Origin of the sequence: Streptomyces sp. NPDC001339, assembly GCF_042895955.1 — a bacterium.
Lineage (GTDB): Bacteria > Actinomycetota > Actinomycetes > Streptomycetales > Streptomycetaceae > Streptomyces.
Map to the genome: position 1 here is coordinate 39,618 of NZ_JBIAWT010000006.1, position 25,623 is coordinate 65,240.

A 25,623-nucleotide genomic window follows, 5' to 3' on the forward strand; every position below is an offset into this window, starting at 1 on the left:
GTCGGCGGGCCGTGCGTTCGGGGGGCCACTTGGATCTTTCCAACTGGGGAACATTCCGCTGCCGTTCCGCTGCGCTTGGCCGGCTTCCCACGTTGTCGTCTGCGGCGCCGTACCTTCCGGTTTCGCCGTGGCGCCTGCGGCGGGCGTGGGTTTGTCGGGCGCGGGTCCGCTCCTCCGGACTTCGTCCTGCGGAGCGGCCCCTCCCGGGAGGGGGAGGAGAACAGGCCGGTGGGGGTGTGCGTGAGTGGTCCCCTGCGCGCGCAAAAGATCACGTACACCCCCACCGGTCTTCTTCCACCCACCCACGGGAGGGGGCGCACCGCAGGACGGCAGTCCGGAGGGGCGCACCCGTGACGTACAGCCCCGCGCAGCGGCAAACAGCCCGCCGCCAGGCGACACGGCGGGACAGCCAAAAACGAGCGGGGCGCCACGACGGGCGCAACGGCGAAACGGAAGGTACGGCGGGAAAGCCAAAAACGTGGGAAGCCAGCCAAGCGCAGCGTATGGCTACGACTCGGCGCCAAACCGATCGCGCACCGCCAGCTGGACCTCCGCTTCCTCCGCCGGGTCGGCGGCAAGGCGGCGGAGTTGTTCGACGACCCGGTCGTCGCCGGTGGCGGCGTGCCGGGCGGCCAGTTCGCGGGTGGTCTCCTCGCAGTCCCACAGGCACTCCACGGCGAAGCCGGCGGCGAAGCCGGGGTCGGTGGCGGCGAGGGCGGCGGCGGCGCGGCCGCGCAGGTGGGAGGAGGACGTTTCGCGGTAGATGTGCCGCAGCACGGGGGCGGCACAGACGACACCGAGGCGGCCGGTACCGTCGACCAGCTCCCACAGGCCGGCCGCGTCCGGGCCCTCCTCGCGGACCGTGCGGCGCAGCGCGGCCAGCACCAGCTCGGCGTCGCCCCGGTCGCCGCGGCGGGCGAGCATGGCAGCGGCGGACGCGCCCAGCCGGTCCCCGCGCGGCGCCCAGACCCGGGCCCGTTCGACGGCTGCGGCGCCGGGCATCCGCTCGTAGGAGGTCAGCGCGGCCACGATCAGCTGCTCGGTGGAGAAGGGGCAGGTGGCGGCGGACTCGATCAGATCGAGGACGTCCGGATCGCCGCGCTCGGCGAGGTGGTGGAGGACCGCGGCCCGCGCCGTGTCCGGTGCGCTGCGCCCGGCGCGCAGCAGCTCGGGGCGGTCGTCCGGGCCGACCACGGCGGACAGGCAGCGGGCGGCGGCGATATGGCGGCGCTCGGCCGGCTCCAGGTCCAAGCCCTGCTGGGCCCAGTCCAGGACCTCGGCAACGCTCCAGCCCGGGCGCGGACCGCGGGAGCGCAACTGCCGCTGCCAGCGGTCGAAGGAGCCCTGCTCCCCCGCGGCGGTGAGTCGTGGGCCGTAGCGGGGGTCCTCGGCCCACAGCCGCCAGGGGCGGGGCTCGAAGGCGTCCCGGACGGCGGCGGCCAGCTCGGCCTCGCCCTGCGCGGTCTCCGGGAAGCGCGCCAGGACCGCCGGGGCGAGGGTCATCAGCCCCGCGTCGTCGTCCCGCAGCGCCAGCTCGTCCAGGGCCCAGCGCCAGTTGCTGCCGGCCGCGGCGTAGCTGCGCAGCAGCAAGCGGGCGGCGTCCCTGCCGTACGCGGCGAGGTGGCCGAGGACGGACAGGGCGAGGCCGGTGCGCTCCTCGCCGGTGTCCACCAGGTCGTCGGGGTGGAACAGATGCCGTTCGATCTCCTCGAGCCCGCCGTCGAGCTGCATGTAGAGGCGCGCGTAGTAGAGCGAGCGGTTCTCGACCTGCCAGTCGCGCCGGGGGTCGCGCAGCACGCTGTCGTTGAGCGCCGCGAGCGCCTCCGCCCGCGGCGCCGCGAGGGCATGCAGGGTCCCGTCGCCGCGGCCTCGCTGCAGGAGGCCGAGCAGGGTGCCACTGGGCGCTATGTCTGGATCGAACATGAGGTCAGCATCCGGTGCGGGGAACAGGCTGGCAACGGGATTTCCGCTGACCGGCATTCTTGCCGGTGACCGCGGACCGTATGCACGGTATCCCTCGTTGACCCTGTGGAATCGGCGGGAACGCCTGCGGTACGGCGGCCGAAGCCTAGCCTGGAAGCCGATATTCCGCAGGTCCGCCCAGCTATGCCAGAGGAGGGCCAGCGGCATATGCCACACGCACCACCGTATCGGGTAGTGCCAAATCCCTTACGCACGGTCGCCGCCTGTGCAACAGTCGGTACCGGCCCTCAGCCCGGCGCCGCCCGATCACGGAGTACGTCATGCCGTCCCCTCTCTTCGCGGACCACCCAGCCGACCGGCCTCCCGAGCGCGACACGGTCGAGGCACTGATCACGCAGGCCCGCCGCCTGCGCGGCGACCTCGACGCGGTACGCCGGGAGTCCTCGGTGGACACCGGCCTCGCCACCGACCCGCAGCTGCGCTGGCAGCGCGCACTGTGCGATCTCGCGGTGCACCACCTCGACGATCTCGGCGGTCATCTCGACCAGCTGAGAGAGGGACTGCCCACAGAGAGTGACGACACGGCGGACGCGGACGATCCGCCGGCCGCCCCGCCCGGCCCCGAACCGCACGAACGCGGTGCGCTGCTCCGCAGGGTGGGCAGCGCGGAGTGGAATCTGCTCACCGATGAGGTCAGCTGGTCCGACGAGCTGTTCGCCATCTTCGGCCGGTCCCCCTCCGACGGCCCGCTGACCCTCGACGAGCTGCCGTCCCTGGTGTACGCCGAGGACCAGGAGAAGCTGACCACGATGGTCACCGACTGCCTGGTGGACGGCCGGCCGCTCGACGGCGAATTCCGTATCGTGCGCCCGGACGCGACACTGCGCACGGTGCACATGGCGGGCGAGCCGGTGCTCGACACGGACGGCAGCACCGCATGTATGTGGGCCGTGCTGCGGGACGTCAGCGAGCTGCGCCGCAGCCAGCAGGCGGTGCGCGAGAGCGGTGACTCGCTGCACCGCGAGCGGCAGATCGCGCAGACCGAACACCGGCTCGCGGTCGAGCTGCAGGAGACCGTGCTCCCGCCGTGGCGCGGCTCCCTGCGGTTTTCGCAGAGCGGCCCGGTCACCCTCGATCTCGCCGGGCACTACCTGCCGTCCGGCACCAGCGCCCTGATCGGCGGCGACTGGTACGACGCCCTGCACCTCCCGGACGGTACGACGCTGTTGAGCGTCGGTGATCTCACCGGGCACGGCGTCACGGCCACCTCCGGCATGGCGATGCTGCTCGGCGCGCTCCGGGGGATGGCGGTCGCGGGACACCGGCCGGGGCCCCTGATGGGGCTGCTCAACCAACTGCTGGACGCCGCCGCCCAGCCGGCGCTCGGCAGCGCGGTGTGCGGACGGTTCGACCCCGGGAGCCGGACGTTGGAGTGGGCTCAGGCGGGGCACCCCGCACCGCTGCTCTTCCGCGGCGGCGCGGGGCGCGCGCTGGACCCGCCCAAGGGCGTACTGCTCGGGGCGACATCGGGCGCGACGTACACCCAGCACACCGAGCAGCTGGAGCCCGGCGATCTGCTCGTCCTGCACACCGACGGCCTCGTACCGCGGCGCGCGCATGGCGCGGAGACCGCTCATGAAGGTGCCGAGCGGCTCCTCGCCCTGGCGCCGCGCTTCCGCACAGCCCGAAGTGCGCAGGACAGCGTCCGCATCGTCGTCGAGGAGTTCGGCAGCACCGAGCGCGAGGACGACGCATGTGTGCTGATCGCCAAGGTGGGCGACTGACACACAACGGACGGCTGAGGGCGGGTCCGGCGCAGCACGAAGCCGACCCGCCCGAAACCTTGAGTTGAGCGCCCGTGTTACGTGTTAAGTACCCGACAGGGAACCTGTGTTGAGTGGGGTTGTGGGTAGAGGGTTGATGGGGTTGGGGTGAGTGCGGCGGCGGGCTTACGTGCGGCAGGGCTACGGGCAAGGGGCCCAGGGGGGCTACGGACAGTGGACAGTGGGCTAAGGGGAAGGGGGCTGAGTCGTCAGACCGAGAAGGTCTGCCCCAGTCCCGGTCCGAGCGCGCCGATCCCTGGCTTGATCCCAGGCCCCTTGGGCTTCGGCTTCGCCTTCGGCATGACCTGCTGGATCTCCTCACGCAGGTCCTGGATCTTGGCGTAATTCGCGTACTGGCCGGTCAGCCGGAACATCTCGCGGAGCCGGTCCCAGGTGCGGTGTGAGGAGTTCTCGCCGATGGAGACCAGCGCCAATCGGGCATAGCGATCGGCCTGTTCGGGATCGTCGCCGATGAAACAGGCCGATGCCATCGAGATGTAGTCGAAGATCTGCGAGCGCTGGAAGCCGTTCTGTCGCAGCTCCAGCGCCTTTTTGGCGTGGTGCTGGGCGACCCTGGCAGCCGAGGAGTCGTGTTCGGCGAGGGTACGGAAGGCCAGCGCCTGCATACCGTGCAGATCCGCTGCGTCGAACGCCTGCATCCAGCATGGCGGCGGCACATCGCCCTTGTCCGAGACGAAGAGCTCCTCCGCCTCGCCCAGCGTCCGCCGCATCGCCTGGCCGTGGCCCTTGGACGCCTGGGCCCAGGCCTCGATGGTGTGCAGCATGGCGCGGGTGCGTGGCAGGGTCTCCTCGCCGGAGCCGGACTGGGCCAGCTTCATCAGGTCCAGCGCGTCGTCGGGGCGGCCCAGATGGACCATCTGGCGGGCGGCGCGGGAGAGCGCTTCCCCGGCGCGCGGGCGGTCGCCGCCCTCGCGTGCCGCATGGGCGGCGATGATGAAGTACTTCTGGGCGGTGGGCTCCAGGCCCACGTCATGGGACATCCAGCCGGCCAGCACCGCCAGATTGGCGGCCACGCCCCACAGCCGCCGTTGAAGGTGGTCGGGGTGGCGGTAGGCGAGCATGCCGCCCACCTCGTTGAGCTGGCCCACCACGGCCTTGCGCTGCAACCCGCCGCCGCGGGCCGCGTCCCAGGCGCGGAAGACTTCGACCGAGCGCTCCAGCGCGTCGATCTCCTGCGACCCCACGGGGGCCGCCTCATAGCGGTCGAGGCCGATCTGGTCGAGTTCGTCAAGGGAGTCGGAAGCGAACGGGTCGTGGCGTGCGGCGCCGGCCGGGGCCGGATCGGTGTGCAGCCAGTCGTGCATGGCGCCGGTGAGTGCGGAGCCTGCGGCGAGCGCCGCGCCCGCGCCCACCAAGCCGCGTCGGTTGAGCATGAGGTCCATTCCCGTGAATTCCGTGAGGACCGCAGCGGTCCGTTCGGGAGCCCACGGCAGACCGTCCATGGCCTGCCGCTTCCCCGAGCGACCGGTTCGTGCGAACCCGAGGTCCTCGATGGTTACGACACGGCCGAGGCGCTCGGTGAACAGGGAGGCCAGGACCTTGGGCACGGGATCACGGGGGGTCTCCCCCATGTCGATCCAGCGCCGTACTCGTGAGGTGTCGGTCGCCAGCTGCGGATGGCCCATGGCCGCCGCCTGCCGGTTGACGAGCCTCGCCAGTTCGCCTTTGGACCAGCCTGCCAGGCCGAAAAGGTCCGCGAGACGGGTGTTCGGCTGCCTGTCCACGTCAAGCCCCCAGGTTCCTCGACTGAGTTGACAGTAACGGCCCGTGACATGCGCTGCGACCATTCGCCAGGGTTCGCCAGGGTGCGCCAGATGGTCTGCCACCCGCAGCCGAGTGTTCTGTAGGTGTGCCGCCCCCGGCCTGGTGGCGGGACCGCATTCCCCAGGGTGCGCGCCCTTTCGCAGGGACCCTGGATCGGCCTCGTGTACGGGCCCGTTCACGGGTGCCCTCCACCGGGCCGGGGAACGCACGCAACTCGTCGGCGCACGAAGGGATCTGTCTCACCCATGTATGGAGCATCGTCCGCCGTGACCGCCCCCGCTCGGCCGTACCGTCCGCACCCGGCGGGGAGCGGGCCGTACCTCGCCCCCTCCCCTTCCACGGGGGCGGGTTCCGGTCTGTCCGGCGGCCGGGCCCGGCGGGCACCGGGGACAGGCACCCAACCGCTCAGCGGGAGACTCGACTTGTCCGGGCCCCAGGGCGCCCAGCTGCGCGCCGCGGTCGCCTCGGTGCACCGCATCTGTCCGGAGTTCAATCCGGTCCAGGTGCTGCGCCGGAGCGGCAAGTCCGTCCTGCTGGTCGGGACGACGGGTCGGGTGACCGCCGTCGCCAAGTGTTTACTGGACCACTCCCCCTCATGGGCGGAAAGGTTCCGGCAGGAAATAAGCGCATACCGCGCATTCGTCCGGCATCGTCCGCCGGTACGGGTGCCGCGTCTGGTGGCGGCCGATCCCGACAACTACACGCTGATCATCGAGCGGATGCCCGGCCGGGTCGCGGCCATGACCCGGCACCCGTCCGAGGCACCGCCCCGCGTGGATGTCCGCGCCGCACTCGGGGCCATCTGCCGGATCAACCTCTGGCGCCCGCCGGCCGGGCTGTTCGACGCCCCGCTGGACTATGCGGGCCGCATCAGCCGATACCACGACCTGGGGCTGCTCACCGACCGGGACATGGGCGATCTGCAGAAACTCATGCACGGGCTGTCGCATGTACAGGGCCAGTTCTGCCACGGCGACGCACTCCTGAACAACGTGCTGCTCTCCCCCGCCGGCCCGGTGCTGCTGGACTGGGACAACGCGGGCTGGTACCTACCGGGCTACGACCTCGCGACGCTGTGGTCGGTCCTCGGCGACGCCCCGGTGGCCCGCCGTCAGATCAGCCAGCTCGCCCAGAACGCGGGCCCGGCCTCCCGGGACGCCTTCCTGGTGAATCTGATGCTGATCCTGACCCGCGAGATCCGCCGCTATGAAACCGCGGTCCAACGGACCATGCGGGAGCCCGCGCCGACGGGGACCTCTGCTCCCGGACAGCCCGGCGTACCCACGGCAGGCGAGGAGCAACGGCTCCTCCTCCGCCGACTGCACGACGACTGCCAGATGGCACGCCGTGCGGTACGTGCCGCGGTCGGCACCCGCTGACCGCGGGGCCATGCCCCGCCCCCGGCTTCCTCACCTTCCCCGCCTCACCCCACCTGTGCCGCCTTTCCCGCCTCACGCCACCTGTCCCGCCTTCCTCACCTTTCCCGTCTGCCCTGCCTTCCCTGTTGTCCCCGCCATCCTCATCATCCACGTTCTCCCCGCCATGCCTGCCGTCCCGGTCGTCCCCGTCGTCCCCGTCGTCCCCGTCGTCGTCATCGCCACCATCCTGGTCATGGCGAACCGCGGGAATATCTCCCCGCCCCGCCTGGTTGTGGCCCCGCAGGGGGCCCTCGCAACCCCTAGGGGATCTGTTCGAACAACCCCTACGGGCGTGTCTCCCCGATCAGGCCGGCTCATCTTCCGGCCTGGTCGGGGAGACACGCCTTGGGAATGCCGGGTCGGCGCCGGGCCGGGCCGCCGAGCCGGGCCACCGGGCCACCGGGCCGCGGGCACTCTCCAGGAGGAATGGTGAGCGGCGCGCCTCGTACGGGGCGCGCCGCTCACCCGTGTGCCCCAGGTGACTGCTCGCCCGCCGCTGTTCATTGGGCCATTCCACTGACGCCCCGTAGGCCCGGCGGCGGTACGGGAAGGCTCCTCTGAGATGCCCTGACATGCGGAGTCCTGATCTGGCACGGTGATTGACGGCCCGTCGGCGGACGTATGACCCTGGAGCCGACGGGGGATCTACTCTCGGGTCCCACCCCGTACGGCGTTTGCGCACCAACCGTCACACCGCCCGGCTCGGGCCGGCTCGAGGAGGTTGTTTTGCGAGGATCCGTCCCGGAAGGCGAGAAGAGAGTCCACCGCCCCGCACTGCGCAGATCCACCACGGCCCTCGCCGCGGCGGTCCTGCTGCTGCCGCTCTCGGGCGCGCCGTCCGCGCACGCCGGGCCGCCCCGTAAGGACAGCCGGCTGGAGCGCGCCTTCACCGATGCCGCCGCCCGCTTCCACGTGCCACGCAGTGTGCTGCTCGGCGTCTCGTACCTCGCGTCCCGCTGGGACTCGCACGGCGGCGCGCCCAGTGTCTCCGGGGGCTACGGTCCGATGCATCTGACGGACGCCCGGACGGCCCTGGCGCGAGTGCCGGAGTTCAGCACGGGCGACGAGGACGCCCGCGGCGACAGCGCGCGGGCCCGTAGGCGGGTACCCGCCGCCGGGGCACGACAGGCTGCCCTGCCGGCCGAACTCCCCGCCCGGCTGCGGACGTTGCCGACGGCGGCGAGGCTGACCGGCCTGCCCGCCGGGAAGCTGCGCACCGACCCCGCGGCGAACGTGCTGGGCGGTGCGGCGCTGCTCGCCGCGGAGCAGCGCAAGCTGGGGCTGCCCGCCGACGCGGATCCGGCGCAGTGGTACGCGGCGGTGGCGCACTACGGCGGCCAGAACGACGCGGCCGCCGGCCAGGCCTTCGCGGACGAGGTGTTCACGGTGATGCGGCGGGGCCAGAGCCGTACGACCGATACGGGGCAGCGGGTGACCCTGGCCCCCGCGCCGCGGCTGGCCCCCGTCAACCAGCAGGAGAAACGTATCGGCAAGCGGGACGCCACGGCGCTCGCGACGATGTCCGACAAGGCATCCGCGTCGGGCGACGGACACCGGCCGGAGTGCCCGCATACGGTCGCCTGTACGTCGGTCCCCGCACCGTACGAGGAGTTCGGCGACCACGACTACGGCAACCACGACAAGGCGGACCGCCCCAGGGACCAGAAGGTCGACGCGATCATCATCCACGACACCGAGGGGTCGTGGGAGGTGACCCTGAAGCTGATCAAGGACCCGGAGTATGTGTCGTGGAACTACACGGTCCGTTCCTCGGACGGTCTGATCGCCCAGCATGTGCCCGCCAAGGACGTCGCCTGGCACTCCGGGAACTGGTACATGAACGCGCACTCCATCGGCATCGAACACGAGGGCTTCCTGGCCTCGCCGGACGCCTGGTACACGGAGGCGATGTACCGCTCCTCGGCCCGCCTGGTGAAGTATCTGAGCCGCAAGTACGACCTGCCGCTCGACCGGCAGCACATCCTGGGCCACGACAATGTGCCCGGCACGACGACGTCCACGATCCCCGGCATGCACACCGACCCCGGCCCGTACTGGGACTGGGCGCACTACTTCGAACTGCTGGGCAAGCCGTTCCACCGCACGGCGGGACCGCATGGCGGGCTGGTCACCATCCGTCCCGACTACGACCGGAACAGGCCGCACTACACCGGCTGCGAGAAGCCCGGTGACAGCTGCCCGCCGCACGGCTCCACGGCGATCCGGCTGCACACCGCACCGACCGAGAGCGCCCCGCTGGTCAAGGACATCGGGCTGCACCCGGACGGCGGTGACTCGACGGAGGGGGTGAACGACACCGGCGCCCGCGCCACGACGGGGCAGCGGTTCGCGGTGGCGGGCCGGCTCGGCGAGTGGACGGCGATCTGGTACCTGGGGCAGTTGGCGTGGTTCCACGATCCGCAGGACGCGCCGACCGCGGTGGACGCCAAGGGGCTGGTCGCCACCCCGAAGGCCGGTCACCCGGAGATCCCGGTCTACGGCCGCGCCTATCCGGAGCAGGAGGCCTACCCGACCGGGGTGCCGTACCAAGCCGTGTCCCCGCTGCCGTACAGGATCACTGCGGGTCAGAGGTACGCGGTCGGCGACCGGATGCCCGGCGAGTACTTCTACGCCCCGTCCTTCGATGTCTCCCGGCACGTGATCGTGCGCGGCAAGGACCTCTACTACCAGATCCAGCTGGGGCACCGGGTCGGGTACGTCCGGGCGGCCGATGTCGATGTGCGGCCCTCGGATTCCTAGGGTTTCCAGGGATTCACAGGGGTTTCCAGGGGTTCTCCCAGGGCCGGTGCCGGAAGTCCTGTCGCCCGGCCTGGAGAGTCCCGCCGTCCGGCCCGGAGTCCCCTGGGACGGCCCGGAGTCCCCTGGGACGGGCCGGCTCCGGCGCCGTCAGCCCTGCTGGAAGAGCTCCGCCGGCAGCGGCTTGAGCAGGGCGTAGAGGTCGTCGGTGATCGGCCGGTCCCAGCTGGCGATGGTGACCAGCACACCGTCGTTGCGGTCGAACTGGGCGCAGGAGATCCGGCTCTCGGAGCACTTGATGCGCTTGACGATCAGCAGGTTGTCCTCGTGCATCACCGGGGTGTCCTCCCGCTCGACGACGGTCACCGCCTCGTCGTGACCGAGCGCCGCGAGCAACTGGGCCACTTCGAAGGGCACCTCGTCGTCGGCGAGCTCGCGGGCCGGGGAGCCCTCCGGCAGATTGCCGATGATCATCGCGGGCCCGCGTCCGCCGAACAGGTCGTAGCGGAGGAAGACGCCCTGGCAGCTCCCGTCGGGCGCGGGCAGCAGCCCGGCACCGAGATTGCCCGGCCAGTCCCCCGGGTCCATGGCGAGGACGTCGAAATCGGGACCGGCGGGCGTGGCTGCGCTACGGCGGCGGAGGAAGGACATGCCGCCATCGTACGTGGCTCGGGCGGACGAGCCGCGCGGGCGTAGGGGGTAATTGTGCGGTCGGTGCCGCGCGGCGGGCGCTGCCGGTCAGGCCCGGTCTGCCCGGTCTTCCCGGTCGGCACGCTCTGCCAGCGCGTCGAGCCGGCGGAGGGCCTCCTCGGCCGCCTCGTAGGGCACGAAGAGGTGATCGTGGTGGAAGCCGGCGACGACATTGCAGCTGAGGCCGCCCTCGGCGAGGGCGGTCGCGACGGCGGCGGTGAGGCCGACCGCGTCCAGTGCGGAGTGCACCCGCAGGGTGATCCAGCCGGCGACGTAGTCGTAGTCCAGACCCGTCCGGTCGGCCTCCTCCTGGCGGAGGACGAGGGTGAGGCCTTCGGGTTCGGCGACGGTCACCACCGGGGCCAGGCCCGCGGGGACCGCACCGGGCACGCTGGTGAAGACGTACCGGCCGTCGTGCAGCTCGGGCCGCATCGCGCGCAGCAGCACCTGAAGATCGCGTTCACCCGTCATGGGGCCACCCTACGGGGCGTCAGCGCGGCCGGCCGGAGCCCTCCTCAGTGGCGTCGTCCGGATGCTCGGCGGACGTCCGGACCTTCGGCGGACGACGGGACTCCGGCACAGGCCCTGGCCCGGAGCTGCGCCGCACCGCGTCACGTCAGGTCGAACGCCCCTTCTCTGGCGTCCAGGACGAAGGCGCGCCACTCGGCCGGGGAGAAGATCACCGCCGGGATCTCCGGTTCGCGGCGGTTCCGCATCGCGATATAGCCCTCGACGAAGGCGACTTGGACATCGCCGACGCCCTGGGTGCTCGACTGCCACTCGGCCTGCGTCAGGTCGAGGTCGGGCCGGGGCCCGCCGACGAGTCGCTGCTCGGTGGTGATGCTGTCGGCCACGTGTCCCGCTCCTCTTCGGTTCGGCGTCCGTGGTGAGCAGCGTAACCACTGTGTACGGGGACGAACAGAGGACGTGGCCGGGGCCGGCGTCGGCCTCCGCCGCCCTCAAGTGACCAGGTCAGGTGCCCCCGTCCGGGTCCCCGAGAGGACTCTCCGCCGGCCCCCTCGGCCTCAGGTGGCCGGCGCGTCGGCGCCGACCAGCCACATGGAGAAGAACTGGGAACCGCCGCCGTAGGCGTGGCCGAGGGCCCGCCGGGCGCCGTCGACCTGGTGTGCGCCGGCCCGGCCGCGCACCTGGAGGGCGGCCTCGGCGAAGCGGAGCATGCCGGAGGCGCCGATGGGGTTGGTGGAGAGCACTCCGCCGGACGGGTTGACGGGGAGGTCGCCGTCGAGTTCGGTGACGCCCGCCTCGGTGAGCTTCCAGCCTTCGCCCGCCTCCGCGAAGCCGAGGTTCTCCAGCCACATCGGTTCGTACCAGGAGAACGGGACGTACATCTCGACCGCGTCGATCTCGCGGCGGGGGTCGGTGATCCCGGCCTGGCGGTAGACGTCGGCGGCACAGTCCTTGCCGGCCCGCGGGGAGACGAAGTCCTTGCCGGCGAAGAGGGTGGGCTCGCTGCGCATCGCCCCGCCCTGCACCCAGGCCGCCGGGTGCGGTGCGCGGGCGGCTCCGGCGCGGTCGGTGAGGACCATGGCGCAGGCACCGTCGGAGGAGGGGCAGGTCTCGGAGTAGCGGATCGGGTCCCAGAGCATCGGGGCCGCCTGGACCTTCTCCAGGGTGATGTCCTTCTCGTGGAGGTGTGCGTAGGGGTTCTTCAGGGCGTTGCGGCGGTCCTTGTAGGCGACGAGGGAGCCGATGGCGGCGGGGGCTCCGGTGCGCCGCATATAGGCGCGTACGTGCGGGGCGAAGAAGCCGCCGGCGCCGGCCAGCAGGGGCTGCTGGAACGGTACCGGCAGGGACAGGGCCCACATGGCGTTGGACTCGGACTGCTTCTCGAAGGCGAGGGTGAGGACGGTGCGGTGGACCCGGGCGGCGACGAGGTTCGCGGCGACGAGGGCGGTGGAGCCGCCGACCGAGCCGGCGGTGTGCACCCGCAGCAGGGGTTTGCCGACCGCGCCGAGGGCGTCGGCGAGGTAGAGCTCGGGCATCATCACCCCCTCGAAGAAGTCGGGGGCCTTGCCGATCACCACGGCGTCGATGTCCGCCCAGGTCGACTCGGCGTCGTCCAGGGCGCGTCGGGCGGCCTCGCGGACGAGTCCGGCGAGGGAGACGTCGCGGCGGGCCGCCCTGTGGTGGGTCTGGCCGACCCCGACCACGGCCACCGGCTCCTTGCTCATCGCGGCTCTCCTTCCAGGACGGCCACCAGGTTCTGCTGGAGGCAGGGGCCCGAGGTGGCGTGTGCGACGGCACGGTCGGACTCGCCGCGCTGGATGCGGGCGGCGGCCTCGCCGAGCCGGATCAGTCCGGCGGCCATGAGGGGGTTGGCGGCCAGTGCGCCGCCGGACGGATTGATCCGGACGTCCGCGCCGCCCGGGCCGTCGAGCTTCAGGGCGCGGCGCAGCACCACCTCCTGGGAGGTGAACGGGGCGTGCAGCTCCGCGGTGTCCACCGGCCGGGCGAAGTAGCCGGCGCGCTCCGCGGCGAGCCGGGTGGAGGGCGAGTCGGTGAGATCGCGGACGCCGAGGCTGTGGGCCTCGACGCGGTGGTCGAGGCCGCGGATCCAGGCGGGGCGTTCGGTCAGCCGGCGGGCGGTGTCACCGGCTGCGAGGACGACGGCGGCCGCGCCGTCGCCGATGGGCGGGCAGTCGCCGGTGCGCAGCGGCGCGACGAGGGGCTCGCCGACGGACACCGTGCCGCGCAGCTGGGCGTACGGACCGGACTCGGCGGCGGCCCGGCTGCGGGCCGCTATCCCGGCCAGTTCGCGCTCGTCGGTCAGTCCGGCGTCGATCAGGGCCTGGGCCTGGAGGGCGGCGAGCGCGACGGAGTCGGGCCAGAGCGGGGCGACGTAGTACGGGTCGAGCTGACGGGTGAGGACCGCGCGGACGTCGCCGGGCGAGGACTTGCCGTACGCGTAGACCAGGGCGGTGTCCGCCTCGCCGGTGAGGATCTTCACCCAGGCCTCGTACAGTGCCCAGGCGCCGTCCATCTCCACATGGGACTCGGAGATCGGCGGCCACGCGCCGACGCCGTCCAGGGCCATGGTGAAGGAGAAGGCCCGGCCGGCGAGGTAGTCGGAGGAGCCGGAGCAGGTGAAGCCGATATCGCGCGCGGTGAGGCCGGTGCGGGCCAGGACGTCGTGCAGCACCGGCAGCACCATCTCGACCTCGGAGGTCTCCGCGCTGTCGCGGACGTGGCGGCTCTGCCCGAAGGCGACGATGGCGACCTCGCGCGGCGGAGCCCCCGGCAGCGGGGCACCCATCAGATCAGCTCCTTGTAGCTGTCGTAGTCGGCGTCGGGCTCGCCGGTGGGGCGGTAGTGGTCGGGGACGGGGGCACCTCCCGTGCCTTGAGGGCCGTGGGGGAGTCCGCTCCCGGTCCATACGGGTTCGACGCGCAGCCCCATGCGGACCTGGTCGTAGGGGATCCCGCCGATCCGGGCGTGCAGCGCGAGGTCGGCGCCGTCCAGGGCGATATGGGCGTAGACGTAGGGGACCTCGATGTCCTGGTGGGCCGGGTGCCGGGCCTTGATGTTGACGATGCAGAAGGTGGTGACGGTGCCGCGGGGGCCGACCTCGACCTGGGCGTCGGTGGCGACACCGCAGGTGGGGCAGGCGCCGCGGGGCGGGACGTACACCTTGTGGCAGGACGGACAGCGTTCGCCGAGGATCCGGTGGCCGGCGAGCGCCTGGAGGTAGCGGGACTGGGCGCGGCCGGGTGCGTAGGTGTAGTCGAGCCGGGCGGGGGTGGTGATCCCGGTGACGGGGTCGGTGAACCGGCCGTTGTGCGGGGCGGGTCGGCCGGGGCGTGCGGTGCTGTCGTCGGGCGCGCGGCAGGTGATGTCGGTGGTGCTGTCGTCCGGTTCGAAGCAGGCGATGTCGGTGATGGCGCCGGTGCGCTCGGCGGCCCAGCGGATCCGGACCCGCATGCCGGTGTGTACGGCGTCGGGGCCGGGGGCGTCGAGTGCGTGCAGCAGCGCGGTACCGGCGCCGTCGAGGCGGACCAGGACCCAGGCGAAGGGAGTGGTCAGGGGCTGTCCGCGGCGGGGGTCCGGGTTCCAGGCCCAGGTGGTGACCGTGCCGCCGGTGCCGACCTCGACCAGGTCGCGGAGCTCCTCGGCGGTGACCGGGTCGTATTCGACGGGCGGCACGAGCACCCGGCCGTCGTCCGCCCGGACGCCGAGGACGGTGCGCTCGCGCAGTCCGGTGAGGAAGGCGCTCTGGACGGGGCCGAGCGAGCGGGTGAAGGGGAACTCCACGACGAGGGGTGCGGTGAGGGCCTCGGGCGCCTCTGGCATACGGTTTCTCCTTGGCGTCAGGCGCGCCGGTAGACGGGTGGGCGCTTCTCCGCGAAGGCCCGGGCGCCTTCCTTGGCGTCGGCGGTGTCGAAGAGGGGCCACCCTCGGGCGAGTTCGGCCTTCAGGCCGTCGGCCTCGGTCAGCTCGGCGGTCTCGTAGACGGATGCCTTGACGGCTTCGACGGCGAGCGGCCCGCAGGCGTTGATCCGTTCCGCGGTCTCCAGGGCTCTGGGCAGCGCCTCGCCGTCCGGTACGACATGGCCGATCAGCCCGATCCGCTCGGCCTCGCGGGCCGGATAGGGACGGCCGGTGAGCAGCATTTCCAGGGCGTGGGTGCGGGGGATCTGGCGGGGCAGGCGGACGGTGGAGCCGCCGATGGGGAACAGTCCGCGCCGGACCTCGTAGAGGCCGAAGGTGGCGCTCTCACCGGCGACGCGGATGTCGGTGCCCTGGAGGATCTCGGTACCGCCCGCGACGCAGTGGCCCTCGACGGCGGCGATCACGGGTTTGCGGGGGCGGTGGTGGCGCAGCATCGCCTTCCAGTGGAGGTCGGGGTCGGCGCGCAGCCGGTCGCGGTAGCGCTCGCCGGCCGCCATACCGTCGCCCGCGAGGGCCTTGAGGTCCATACCGGCGCAGAAGGTGCCCCCGGCGCCGGTGAGGACGATGGAGCGGATCGCGTCGTCCTCGTCGGCGGCGATCCAGCCGTCGTGGAGGCCCACCAGCATGGGCAGGGAGAGGGCGTTCTTCGCCTCCGGCCGGTTGAGGGTGAGCACCAGTGTCGCGCCTACGCGCTCCACGGTGAGGTGTTCGGTGCCCTCGGTCCCGTCCATGTGCGTCCTTCCGGCTCGCCGTCCGCGACGGAGAACAGGGTGCAGCAGCCGCACACCGACTTCAAGAGTTTGCTGACAGGTAGTCAGATTTCTTCGCCGGTCCCCTTCCTTGCTCCCGTCCGCGGCGCTCTAATGACGGCGGACAGGCCCCGAGCCGCTGTTCCGCCCGGTCTGGAGGAGACGTGGAGTACAACCTTGCCGACCTCTTCGAGTCGATCGCCGACACGGTTCCCTGCCGTGAGGCGCTGGTGTACATCGACCACCCGGGGACCGGCGCCGAGCGCCGTCTGACCTACGCGGAACTGGACCGGGCCGCCAACCGCCTGGCCCACCATCTGAGCGACCGGGGCATCGGCCCCGGCCACCACGTCGGGCTGCATCTGTACAACGGCGTCGCCTACCTCCAGGCCCTGTACGCCTGCCTGAAGATCCGCGCCGTACCGGTCAATGTGAACTACCGCTATGTGGAGGAGGAGTTGGCCTACCTCTACCGGGATGCGGACCTGGTCGGCCTGGTCTTCGACGCCGAGTTCACCGCGCGGGTCGCCGCCGCCCTCCCGCAGGCACCGGCGCTCCGCCATCTCGTACGGGTCGGCGATCCGCCCGCCGGCGCCCCCGAACCGCCCCTCGCGCCCGTCGCGCTCGCGGATGCCGAGGCCGCCGGCTCGGCGGAACGCGGCTTCGGCCCGCGCTCCGCCGATGACCGGCTGATCATCTACACCGGCGGCACCACCGGCATGCCCAAGGGGGTGGTGTGGCGCCACGAGGACATCTTCTTCTCCGGGATGGGCGGCGGAGCCCCCACCGGAGAGCCGGTGAAGCGGCCGGAGGAGCTGGCCGAGCGGGTCGCGGCCGGCGGTGCGGGCCTCGTCTTCTTCCCCGCTCCCCCGCTGATGCACGGTACCTCCACGCTGACCGCGTTCATCGCCTTCCACTTCGGCCAGAAGGTCGTCCTGCACCGCAAGTTCGTGGCCGAGGAGGTGCTGCGGACCATCGAACGGGAGCGGGTCACCAGTGTGTCGCTGGTGGGCGACGCGATGCTGCGCCCGCTGGTGGATGCCCTGGGCGGACCGCTCAAGGGGGTCGACTGCTCCTCGCTCCTCAGCGTCTCCAGCTCCGGTGCGGTCCTCTCCGGGACCGTACGCGACCGGTTCCGCGAACTGGTCCCGCACGCCGTGCTGCTCAACAACTTCGGCTCGTCGGAGTCCGGCTTCAACGGGACGGCCACCGATGACTCCGGAACCGGCCACGGCCACGGCTTCCGGCTGCGGCTCAACTCCCCCACGGCGGTGGTGGACCCGGTCACCCACGATCCGGTGCCGGCCGGGGAGGTGGGCCGGCTCGCCCTGCGCGGACACGTACCGCTGGGCTACTACAACGATCCGGGGAAGACCGCCGAGACGTTCTTCGCGGCACACGGCGAGCGGTGGGTGCTGCTGGGCGATATGGCCACCGTCGACGAGGCGGGCATCGTCACCGTCCTCGGGCGAGGCTCACAGTGCATCAACTCCGGCGGTGAAAAGGTCTATCCGGAGGAGGTCGAAGAGGCGCTGAAGGCCCATCCGGACGTGTACGACGCGCTGGTGGCGGGCGTACCGGACGAGCGGTGGGGCAGCCGCGTCGCGGCCGTCGTCGAACTGCGGGACGGCGCGGCACCGTTGGACCTGGCGGGCCTACAGCTCCACTGCCGTTCCCGGCTGGCCGGCTACAAGATTCCCCGCACCGTGGTCTTCGCCGACCGCATCCAGCGGTCGCCCAGCGGCAAGGCGGACTACCGCTGGGCGAAGGCGGTGGCAGCCGGCGAACGGGAGGCGTGACCCGGTCCGGCCCCGGGGGTCACCCCTCGGTACCCGGTCTGCTCCCGGGTCTCACGCCTCGGCACTCCGCCCGCCACCGGTGTCACCCCTCGGCGCCCGGTCTGCTCCCGGGTGTCACACCCTCGGCTCGCAGACGGAACGGAGCGAGCGGGCCAATGCCGCCGTGTGCAGCGTGTCCAGCTGCCGCTCCCGGCGTTCCCGCGCGGCGGCCACGGTGAGCAGCGGTCCGCAGGAGGGCGCGGAGCGGGCCTCGGGAGTGGCGGCGAGGGCACGGACCAGCTCGCCGTTGACGCGGTTGATCTCCTTGCGGATCTCACCGAGATCCGGGCGCCCGGCCGGGGCCTGGGCGGGGTCGGCGTCCCACCGCCGGTGCAGGCCGCGCTGCACGATCTTGCTGGCCTCGATCTGGTCCCGGAAGATCCGCACCGTGGCCTCCGGGTCGGCACCCAGCTGCCGGGCCCGCTCCGCCACCGCGTCCAGGACCTGCTGCTCACGGGCCGGGTCGTCGATCGGGCTGCCGGTGCCCCACTTCGCGGCGGCCACCAGGTCGCCGAGGGCGAGCCGTTCGGCGGACAGCGCGGCGAGCGGGCGCAGCCGGCCGTACGGGGAGTGCGTGGCGAGGGGGGCCGACGCGCCGGCCGGGGCGGAGAGCGGGAGGGGGACCGGGAGGGAGACCGGGGCGGGAGGCGCGGCGGCCGCCCCGCCGGCTCCGGTGAACAGGGCGGTCACGGCGGCGCCGGCGATCAGCGCACGGCGCATCGGGGTGGTCAGCTGCACGGTCGGCCTCTCTCGAACCTCGGGCTTGGCCGGGGAGTTCCCCGCGGAGTGCGGGGACAGCGTACGGCGCGGACCGAGGCCTCAGCAGACCGAGGCTCCACGGACCAAGGTCTCGGCAGTCCGAGGTCTCGGCAGTCCAAGGCTCAGGCGGGCCGAGATCCTCATTCGAGCCTCCTCGAATCACCTGTACTTGCCGCCCGCCCGGCATTTGAATCGTCCCTGCCACACAGCGGTGCCCCTCGGACCACGGGGGCCGGGCTTCCGCCCACCGCCGCATCGACCGACCATGAAATCTGGGGGAGATGACATCATGAAGCGCAAGCTCGTCCTGGCACTCGGCGCCGCGTCGCTGGGCGCGGTGACCCTGCTCGGTATGGGTACGGCGACCGCCGGAGCCGCGCCCGCCAAGAAGTCCGCGCCGGCCGCGGCTGCCACCGCGATCGGCCTGAACGCCGGTAAGTTCTACGTCTTCAAGGACGACAACTTCAAGAACGGGTACTACCCCTTCGCCACGTCCGACGGCAACTTCGCGAACAACAAGTGGATCGGGGGCGAGCACAACGGCAGGACGATCAACAACGGCACCAGCTCGATGAAGAACACCACGGACCGCTGGATCGACCTGTACGCCGACGCCGACGACGGCCACGGCTGCGGCGGCGCCAGGTACTCCGCCCGTCCGCACAGTGTGGACTCCGACCTGACGAACAACGGGTTCGACAACAAGGCCAGCTGCGTCCGGTTCCGGTAAGCGCGCGGTGGGGGCGGGGCACCGGTTCTCGCCGGCGCCCCGCCCCCGGCTCATGCCCGCCCGCCTCCTCATCACCGTCAGAGGTTCACCATGTCGTCCCGTTCCGCGCGTGCCGTCCTGGCTCTCCTCGTCCTGGTCACCGGGTGTGCGTCGGCGACCGCGGGGCAGCCGTCACGGAAGGAGAAGGAGGCGGACGTTCCGGCCGCTCCCGCCGTCGGCGGGGAGGCGCGACGTCTGGTCCTGCCGTTCGACGCGTATGCGATGTCCACTCCCGCGATCCACGCCGTCGAGTCCGCCGAGGACGTCCTGATCCGCGGCTGCATGCGCGCTCAGGGAATGGCCTGGAAGGCGCTGCCCCGGCCGAGCGGTGTCGACCAGGACCCGCCGAATCGGCGGCGTTACGGCCTCATCGAAGCGGATATCGCCGCCCGCTTCGGCTACCACCTGCCACCGGAGCCAGGGGAGCTGACCCGCCGCGAGGCGGCCTGGAACGAACGGAAGAACCTGCCGGACCGGGAGCAGTTGGCCGCCTTCGGCCGGAAGGGCGGGGGCGGATGCTGGAAGAAGGCGCACGACAGCCTGCTCCGCGGGATCACCCCCGCCGATCAGTCGCTGTTCAACCGGCGCATCGGTGAGGAGTTCAACGCCTCCAGGAACGACCGGGAAGTGGTGCGCGTCATCCGCGAGTGGAGTGCGTGCATGGCGGAGAAGGGCTTTCGCTACTCCTCACCTCTCAAGGTCACGGGTGATGCCGAGTGGGGGAAGTCCGCACGGCCCACCCGGCGGGAGATCGCCGTGGCGCAGGCGGATATCCGGTGCAAGGCGGAGACGGATCTCGTCTCGGTCTGGTCCGGTGTGGAGACCCGGACGCAGAACGACGTCATTCGGCGCCACGCGAAGGAGTTCCGGGTGCTCAAGGCCGAGAAGGACCAGTGGACCGAGGCCGCCCGCCGGGTCCTCGACCGCGGATGAACAGGGCCCACCCCGTCCTGGCCGCCGCGACCGGGGCCTGCCTGTCCACCGATGGGCCACCCGCGTCACCACCCTTGACGTGATCGCCGCGCGCTGATTACTTGGACCCGCGTTCAGCTACCGAATGATCGGTAGGCAGATGAGGCGGTGGCATTCCATGCGGGAAGCGGATACCGGCAGGGCTCCGGACGGTGCGGCGCCCGGCGAGACGGCGATCGGTGGGGTGACGTTCGACGAGGCGGAGCGGCTCTCCCCGGACGCCTTGCGGGCGTGTCAACTGACCCGGCTGCGCGCCTCGTTGCAGCACGCCTATGACCACGTCCCGGTCTACCGGGAGGCCTTCGACCGGGCCGGGGTGCATCCGCACGACTGCCGTTCGCTCGGCGACCTCGCCCGCTTCCCGTTCACCGTGAAGGACGATCTGCGCGCCCAGTACCCCTTCGGGATGCTCGCCGTCCCCAAGGAGCGGGTGCGCCGCCTCCACGCCTCCAGCGGCACCACGGGCCTGCCGACGGTCGTCGGCTACACCGAGCGCGATCTCTCCCTCTGGGCGGATGTCGTCGCCCGCTCCCTGTACGCAGCCGGCGGCCGGCCCGGCCACACTGTCCATATCGCCTACGGATACGGGCTGTTCACCGGCGGGCTGGGCGCCCACTACGGCGCGGAGCGGCTCGGCTGCACGGTCGTACCGGCGTCCGGCGGGATGACCGCCAGGCAGGTGCGGATCATCCAGGACTTCCGCCCCGACGTCATCATGGTGACGCCGTCATACATGCTCACCCTGCTGGACGAGTTCGAGCGGCAGGGCGTCGATCCGCGCACCACCTCGCTGAAGGTGGGCGTCTTCGGCGCCGAGCCGTGGACGCGGGAGATGCGCCGCGAGATCGAGGAACGGTTCGCGATCGACGCGGTGGACATCTACGGCCTGTCGGAGGTGATGGGTCCCGGTGTCGCCCAGGAGTGCGTGGAGACCAAGGACGGGCCACACATCTGGGAGGACCACTTCTACCCGGAGGTGGTCGATCCGGTCACCGGGGAGGTACTGCCGGACGGCGAACACGGCGAGCTGGTGTTCACCTCCCTCACCAAGGAAGCGATGCCGGTCATCCGCTACCGCACCCGTGATCTGACCCGTCTGCTGCCCGGCACCGCGCGGCCCGCCTTCCGCCGGATGGAGCGGATCACCGGGCGCTGCGACGACATGATCATCCTGCGCGGGGTCAATCTCTTCCCCGCACAGGTCGAGGAGATCGTGCTGCGTACTCCCGGTGTCGCCCCGCACTTCCAGCTGAGGCTGACCCGCGAGGGCCGGCTGGACCGGCTGACCGTACGTGCCGAGGCGCGCCCCGGCGCCACCCCCGACCAGCGCACCGCGGCCGCCGGGCTGATCGCACGCGGCGTCAAGGACGGCATCGGGGTCGCGGTCGCCGTGGAGATCGTCGAGCCGGAGACCCTGGAGCGCTCGGTGGGCAAGATCAAGCGCATCGTGGATGCCCGGCCCCGCGACAGGACCTGAAGACCTGAGAAGGCCTGGAAAAACCTCGAAGGCCCGCGGAGCGGCAAGGCAGCCGGTCCCCGCCCGGGAGGCGCTCAGGTCGTGCTCGGGTCCCCCTTGATCAGCGCGAACGGGGCCCCGAACGGGTCCGTGACCATGGCGATCCGGCCGACGCCCGGGGCGTTGGACGGCGGGATCAGGACCGTGGCGCCGTTGGCGGTGGCGGCGGCGAAGGTCACATCGCAGTCGGTCACGCCGAAGTACGGGTGCCACTCGGACGTCGAACCGGCCGCCAGATTCTCCTTCGGCAACTGGAAGATGCCGCCCTGCCCGGTGTCCTCCGGTGTGCCGCCGCGGGGCGCGGAGACGACCGAGTAGACCATGTCGCCGCCCATCGGCATGTCCTGATAGCTCCACAGGAAGACCGAGCGGTAGAAGTCCTTCGCCGCTGGCGCGTCGGTGGTGTACAGCTCCGTCCAGCAGAGGGTGTTCGGCTCCATGACCTTCTCCAGGCCCGGGACGTCGCCCGGCTGCCATACGGCGAAGTCGGCACCGGTGGGGTCGGTGAACTGGGCCAGCCGGCCCGCGGTGAAGACGTCCATCGGCGCGACCCGCACCTTGCCGCCGGCCCGCTCCACCGACTTGGCCGTGGCGTCCGCGTCGGCGGTGTGGAAGTACGCGGTCCAGGCGGGGCTCGCGCCCTCCTCCTGGCACGGACCGACAGCGCCGACCGTCTCGCCGTCGAGCTGGAAGAAGCCGTACCCGCCGGCCTCCGGACCGGCCGACTGGAAACTCCAGCCGAACACGGCGGAGTAGAAGGCGGCCGCGGCGTCGACGTCGGGGGCGCCGAGGTCGATCCAGTTCGGTGTCCCGGGGACGTAGTCGGTGGTCAGCATGGGTGCTCCTCCGTCGTACGGATCGAGGTCTGCGCGGGGATTGTCCCGCCGTTCCTCAGCATGGCAGGGGGCACTGACAGTGGCTCTCCGCCGCCGCTCAGGGCGTGCCGAACCGTTCGCGCAGCGCGCGCTTGAGGACCTTTCCGCTGGCGTTGCGCGGCAGCGCGTCCACGAACACCACCCTTTTGGGCGCCTTGAACGGCGCCAGGCGGGCCCGTGCCGCCTCGATCAGCTCCCGCTCCCCCACCGCCGGGGCGCCGTTTCCGCCACCGTCCGCGCGCCGTACCACCACCGCGGTCACCGCCTCGATCCATCGCTCGTCCGGCAGCCCGATGACCGCGACCTCGGCCACCTGGGGGTGTTCGTAGAGCACCTCCTCCACCTGGCGCGAGGCGACCAGCACCCCACCGGAGTTGATGACGTCCTTCACCCGGTCGACCACCGTGAAGTAGCCCTCCGCATCGCGTACGGCCAGGTCGCCGGAGTGGAACCAGCCGTCCCGGAACGCCTCGGCGGTCTCCTCCGGCTTGTCCCAGTAGCCGGTGCACAGTTGCGGGGACCGGTAGACGACCTCGCCCCGAGTGCCGTCCGGAACCTCCCGTCCCTCCTCGTCCACCACCCGCGCCTCGACGAACAGCACCGGCCGCCCGCAGGAGGCCATTCGCCCCTCGTGCTCGTCCGGGCCGAGTACGGTGGCCAGCGGCCCGATCTCGCTCTGCCCGAAGCAGTTGTAGAAGGCGAGCCCGGGCAGCCGGGCGCGCAGCCGTTCCAGCACGGGCACCGGCATGATCGACGCGCCGTAGTACGCCTTGCGCAGCCCGCTCAACTCCCGCTCACCGGTGGTGAAGCCGGGGTGTCGGGACAGCGTGATCCACACCGTCGGCGGGGCGAACAGGCTGTCCGCCCGGCCGGCCTCCACCAGCGCGAAGATCCGGTCCGGGTCGGGTCCGTCCAGGATGGTGTTCTCCGCGCCCACCGCCAGGTAGGGCAGCAGGAAGACGTGCATCTGCGCGGAGTGGTAAAGCGGCAGCGAGTGCAGCGGCCGGTCCGTCTCCGTGAGGCCGAGGGCGAGGACCGCGCTGGTGTACTCGTGCACCAGCGCCCGGTGCGTCATCATCGCGCCCTTGGGCAGGGCGGTGGTCCCCGAGGTGTAGAGAAGCTGGACCAGGTCGTCGTCGGACACCTCGGGCAGCGGGCCCATCGCACCGTCCCCGTCGCCGTTCCTGTCGCCGTCGCCGTCCCCGTCCGCGGCCCGGTACGCCGCCGCCCGCTCCAGCAGCCCGTCGGGCGCGCCGTGGAGCGGCAGGGCGCGTACCGCGTCCGGCAGCCGGGACGCCAGTGCGGCATCGGTGAGGACCAGGGCGCTGCCCGACTGCTCCAGGACGTAGCGCAGGTCCTCGCCGGTGAGGCCGTGGTTGACCGGGACGTGCACCAGGCCGGCGCGGGCGCACGCGAGAAAGCCGATCAGATACGCGTCGGAGTTGTGCCCGTAGGACGCGACCCGGTCGCCGGGCCGCAGGCCCTCCGCCAGCAGCACCCGGGCCGCGGCGGTCACCGCGCCGTCGAGCTCCCGGTACGTCCAGGCCCGCTCCCCGTACCGCACCGCGGTCCGCCCGGGCACCCGGCGGGCGCTGCGTCGCAGGATTCCGTCGACCGTGTTGCTCCGCGCTGGCGTCATGGCGCGATCCTCGGGCGCGCCCCGCGCGGGGTCAAGGCACCGGGCCGGGCCGGGCGGGGTCGGGACACCGGCCGGGCGGGGCGGAGCACCGTCGTCCACGCCGCGCCCCCGTCCCGTCCCCTCGCGGCGGCCTGTCGCCTACACGGCCCGCTCGCGCCCCTCCCAATACGGGTCGCGCAGCCGCCGTTTGTAGAGCTTGCCATTGGGGTCGCGGGGCAGAGCGGCGCGGAAGTCGACGGACCTGGGGCGTTTGTAGCCGGCCAGCCGGCGGGCGCAGTGGGCCAGGATGCCGGCGGCCAGGGCGGGGCCGGGGCGGTGTCCTTCCGCGGGTTCCACGACGGCCTTGACCTCCTCTCCCCAGTCGTCGTGCGGGATGCCGAAGACCGCGGCGTCGGCGACCGCCGGGTGGCTCAGCAGGACCGATTCGATCTCGGCGGGGTAGATGTTGACCCCGCCGGAGATGATCATGTCGATCTTGCGGTCGCGGAGGAAGAGGTAGCCGTCCTCGTCCAGGTAGCCGAGGTCGCCGACGGTGAAGAAGTCCCCGATCCGGTTCTTCCGCGTCTTGCCCTCGTCCTTGTGGTAGCGGAAGCCGCCGGTGCTCATCTTCAGGTAGACGGTGCCGAGTTGGCCGGGCGGGAGCCGGTTGCCGTGGTCGTCGAAGACGGCGAGTTCGCTGATCGGCCAGGCCTTGCCGACCGTACCGGGCTTCTTGAGCCAGTCCTCGGCGGTCGCGAAGGCCCCGCCGCCCTCGCTCGCCGCGTAGTACTCCTCCACGCACGGGCCCCACCAGTCGAGCATCGCCCGCTTCACGTGGTCCGGGCAGGGCGCGGCGCCGTGGAGGGCGTGCCGCATGGAGGACACGTCGTAGCGGGCCCGTACATCGCCCGGGAGCGCCAGCAGCCGGTGGAACTGGGTCGGAACCATGTGCGTATGGGTGCACTTCTCACGGTCGATCAGCCGGAGCATCTCCTCGGGCGTCCACTTGTCCATCAGCACGAGGCGGTGGCCGATGTGCAGGGACGCGCCCGCGAACTGGAGGACGGCCGTGTGGTAGAGCGGTGAGCAGACGAGGTGCACGTTGTCGCCGAACGGGCGGATGCCGAAGATGCCGAGGAAGCCGCCCAGGTAGGCCTCCTCGGGCGGCTTTCCGGGCAGGGGGCGGCGGATGCCGCGCGGGCGGCCGGTGGTGCCGGAGGTGTAGTTCATGACCCAGCCGAGGGTGCGGTCGACGGGCGCCGACTCCGGTTGCCCGTCGAGGAGTTCGGCGTACGGCCGGAAGCCCTCGACCGTGCCGACCGCGTACCGGTGGGTGACGGGCAGGCCTGCCTCGTCGGCGGCCTGGCGGGCGGGGGCGGCGAAGCGTTCGTGGGCGAGGAGCACCTTGGCGCCGGAGTCGGCCACGATCCAGGCGGTCTCGGGGCCGACGAAGTGGTGATTGACGGGGACCAGGTAGAAGCCGGCCTGGGTGGCGGCGAGGTACGCGGTGAAGAACTCGACGCCGTTGGGCAGGACGACGGCGAAGGCGTCACCGCGTTCCATACCGGCCGCGCGCAGACCGTGGACCAGGCGGTTGGCGGCGGCGTGCAGCCGGCCGGCGGTCCACTCCTCGCCGTCGGGGGCGACGAGGACCGTGCGGTGGGGGTCGGCCGCGGCCTGGGCCCAGAAGCCTGCGGGGGGCGTGCGCACATCGTCCGGCGGTG

Annotated in this window: 20 protein-coding genes; 7 read left to right on the forward strand and 13 right to left on the reverse strand. The window is 72.0% G+C overall.

The window, feature by feature from the left end; genetic code table 11:
• Positions 1 to 507: 507 nt before the first annotated feature.
• A complete protein-coding gene (locus ACFY12_RS18425; protein WP_390716860.1) occupies positions 508 to 1,923 on the reverse strand; it encodes a HEAT repeat domain-containing protein in 1,416 nt (471 codons plus the stop codon).
• Between the two features lie 320 nt (positions 1,924 to 2,243).
• On the opposite strand from ACFY12_RS18425, the gene ACFY12_RS18430 reads away from it, so the two are divergent.
• On the forward strand, positions 2,244 to 3,707 hold the full coding sequence (locus ACFY12_RS18430) for a PP2C family protein-serine/threonine phosphatase (RefSeq protein ID WP_390716861.1): 1,464 nt from the start codon (positions 2,244 to 2,246) through the stop codon (positions 3,705 to 3,707).
• 248 nt (positions 3,708 to 3,955) lie between these two features.
• Here ACFY12_RS18430 and ACFY12_RS18435 read toward each other — a convergent pair whose 3' ends face one another.
• The gene (locus ACFY12_RS18435) at positions 3,956 to 5,491 is read right to left on the reverse strand and encodes a hypothetical protein (protein ID WP_390716862.1); all 1,536 of its coding nucleotides are present in this window, start codon (positions 5,489 to 5,491) and stop codon (positions 3,956 to 3,958) included.
• Positions 5,492 to 5,776: 285 nt separating this feature from the next.
• On the opposite strand from ACFY12_RS18435, the gene ACFY12_RS18440 reads away from it, so the two are divergent.
• A complete protein-coding gene (locus ACFY12_RS18440) occupies positions 5,777 to 6,910 on the forward strand; it encodes an aminoglycoside phosphotransferase family protein (RefSeq protein ID WP_390716863.1) in 1,134 nt (377 codons plus the stop codon).
• Between the two features lie 765 nt (positions 6,911 to 7,675).
• The gene (locus ACFY12_RS18445) at positions 7,676 to 9,709 is read left to right on the forward strand and encodes an N-acetylmuramoyl-L-alanine amidase (protein WP_390716864.1); all 2,034 of its coding nucleotides are present in this window, start codon (positions 7,676 to 7,678) and stop codon (positions 9,707 to 9,709) included.
• Positions 9,710 to 9,856: 147 nt separating this feature from the next.
• Here ACFY12_RS18445 and ACFY12_RS18450 read toward each other — a convergent pair whose 3' ends face one another.
• The 7 genes from ACFY12_RS18450 to ACFY12_RS18480 form a co-directional block, all read right to left on the reverse strand.
• Entirely contained in the window at positions 9,857 to 10,357 is a 501-nt protein-coding gene (locus ACFY12_RS18450) for a hypothetical protein (protein ID WP_390716865.1), read from the reverse strand.
• Positions 10,358 to 10,444: 87 nt separating this feature from the next.
• Positions 10,445 to 10,867: an ACT domain-containing protein gene (locus ACFY12_RS18455; protein ID WP_390716866.1), complete on the reverse strand. Its 423-nt coding sequence runs from the start codon at positions 10,865 to 10,867 to the stop codon at positions 10,445 to 10,447.
• Positions 10,868 to 11,007: 140 nt separating this feature from the next.
• A complete protein-coding gene (locus ACFY12_RS18460) occupies positions 11,008 to 11,250 on the reverse strand; it encodes a DUF397 domain-containing protein (protein ID WP_390716867.1) in 243 nt (80 codons plus the stop codon).
• Between the two features lie 171 nt (positions 11,251 to 11,421).
• Complete coding sequence (locus ACFY12_RS18465) at positions 11,422 to 12,588, reverse strand: thiolase domain-containing protein (protein ID WP_390716868.1); 1,167 nt, start codon at positions 12,586 to 12,588, stop codon at positions 11,422 to 11,424.
• Positions 12,585 to 13,670: a thiolase domain-containing protein gene (locus ACFY12_RS18470; protein WP_390716869.1), complete on the reverse strand. Its 1,086-nt coding sequence runs from the start codon at positions 13,668 to 13,670 to the stop codon at positions 12,585 to 12,587. The genes ACFY12_RS18465 and ACFY12_RS18470 overlap by 4 nt, the downstream gene beginning before the upstream one ends.
• Positions 13,670 to 14,704 carry a Zn-ribbon domain-containing OB-fold protein gene (locus ACFY12_RS18475; protein WP_390716870.1) on the reverse strand — a complete coding sequence of 345 codons (1,035 nt, stop codon included), beginning with the start codon at positions 14,702 to 14,704 and terminating at the stop codon, positions 13,670 to 13,672. The genes ACFY12_RS18470 and ACFY12_RS18475 overlap by 1 nt, the downstream gene beginning before the upstream one ends.
• A 17-nt stretch (positions 14,705 to 14,721) precedes the next feature.
• On the reverse strand, positions 14,722 to 15,534 hold the full coding sequence (locus ACFY12_RS18480; RefSeq protein ID WP_390716871.1) for a crotonase/enoyl-CoA hydratase family protein: 813 nt from the start codon (positions 15,532 to 15,534) through the stop codon (positions 14,722 to 14,724).
• 182 nt (positions 15,535 to 15,716) lie between these two features.
• Here ACFY12_RS18480 and ACFY12_RS18485 point away from each other — a divergent pair, with 182 nt between their 5' ends.
• The gene (locus ACFY12_RS18485; protein WP_390716872.1) at positions 15,717 to 17,351 is read left to right on the forward strand and encodes an acyl-CoA synthetase; all 1,635 of its coding nucleotides are present in this window, start codon (positions 15,717 to 15,719) and stop codon (positions 17,349 to 17,351) included.
• A 114-nt stretch (positions 17,352 to 17,465) separates the two neighbouring features.
• On the opposite strand, the gene ACFY12_RS18490 is transcribed toward ACFY12_RS18485, so the two are convergent.
• Positions 17,466 to 18,128: a chorismate mutase gene (locus ACFY12_RS18490; protein WP_390716873.1), complete on the reverse strand. Its 663-nt coding sequence runs from the start codon at positions 18,126 to 18,128 to the stop codon at positions 17,466 to 17,468.
• Positions 18,129 to 18,438: 310 nt separating this feature from the next.
• Between ACFY12_RS18490 and ACFY12_RS18495 the strand changes: the two genes are divergently transcribed.
• From ACFY12_RS18495 to paaK, 3 genes are all read left to right on the forward strand, one after another.
• Positions 18,439 to 18,879, forward strand: a complete 441-nt coding sequence (locus tag ACFY12_RS18495) for a hypothetical protein (protein ID WP_390716874.1) — start codon at positions 18,439 to 18,441, stop codon at positions 18,877 to 18,879.
• 90 nt (positions 18,880 to 18,969) lie between these two features.
• Positions 18,970 to 19,851, forward strand: a complete 882-nt coding sequence (locus ACFY12_RS18500; RefSeq protein WP_390716875.1) for a hypothetical protein — start codon at positions 18,970 to 18,972, stop codon at positions 19,849 to 19,851.
• Positions 19,852 to 20,008: 157 nt separating this feature from the next.
• On the forward strand, positions 20,009 to 21,367 hold the full coding sequence (gene paaK / locus ACFY12_RS18505; protein ID WP_390716876.1) for a phenylacetate--CoA ligase PaaK: 1,359 nt from the start codon (positions 20,009 to 20,011) through the stop codon (positions 21,365 to 21,367).
• Positions 21,368 to 21,441: 74 nt separating this feature from the next.
• On the opposite strand, the gene ACFY12_RS18510 is transcribed toward paaK, so the two are convergent.
• The 3 genes from ACFY12_RS18510 to ACFY12_RS18520 all read right to left on the reverse strand — a co-directional run bounded on the left by ACFY12_RS18510 (position 21,442) and on the right by ACFY12_RS18520 (position 25,609).
• A complete protein-coding gene (locus tag ACFY12_RS18510; protein ID WP_390716877.1) occupies positions 21,442 to 22,242 on the reverse strand; it encodes a VOC family protein in 801 nt (266 codons plus the stop codon).
• Between the two features lie 97 nt (positions 22,243 to 22,339).
• The gene (locus ACFY12_RS18515; RefSeq protein WP_390716878.1) at positions 22,340 to 23,920 is read right to left on the reverse strand and encodes an acyl-CoA synthetase; all 1,581 of its coding nucleotides are present in this window, start codon (positions 23,918 to 23,920) and stop codon (positions 22,340 to 22,342) included.
• A 138-nt stretch (positions 23,921 to 24,058) separates the two neighbouring features.
• Entirely contained in the window at positions 24,059 to 25,609 is a 1,551-nt protein-coding gene (locus tag ACFY12_RS18520; RefSeq protein WP_390717303.1) for an acyl-CoA synthetase, read from the reverse strand.
• Positions 25,610 to 25,623 lie beyond the last annotated feature (14 nt).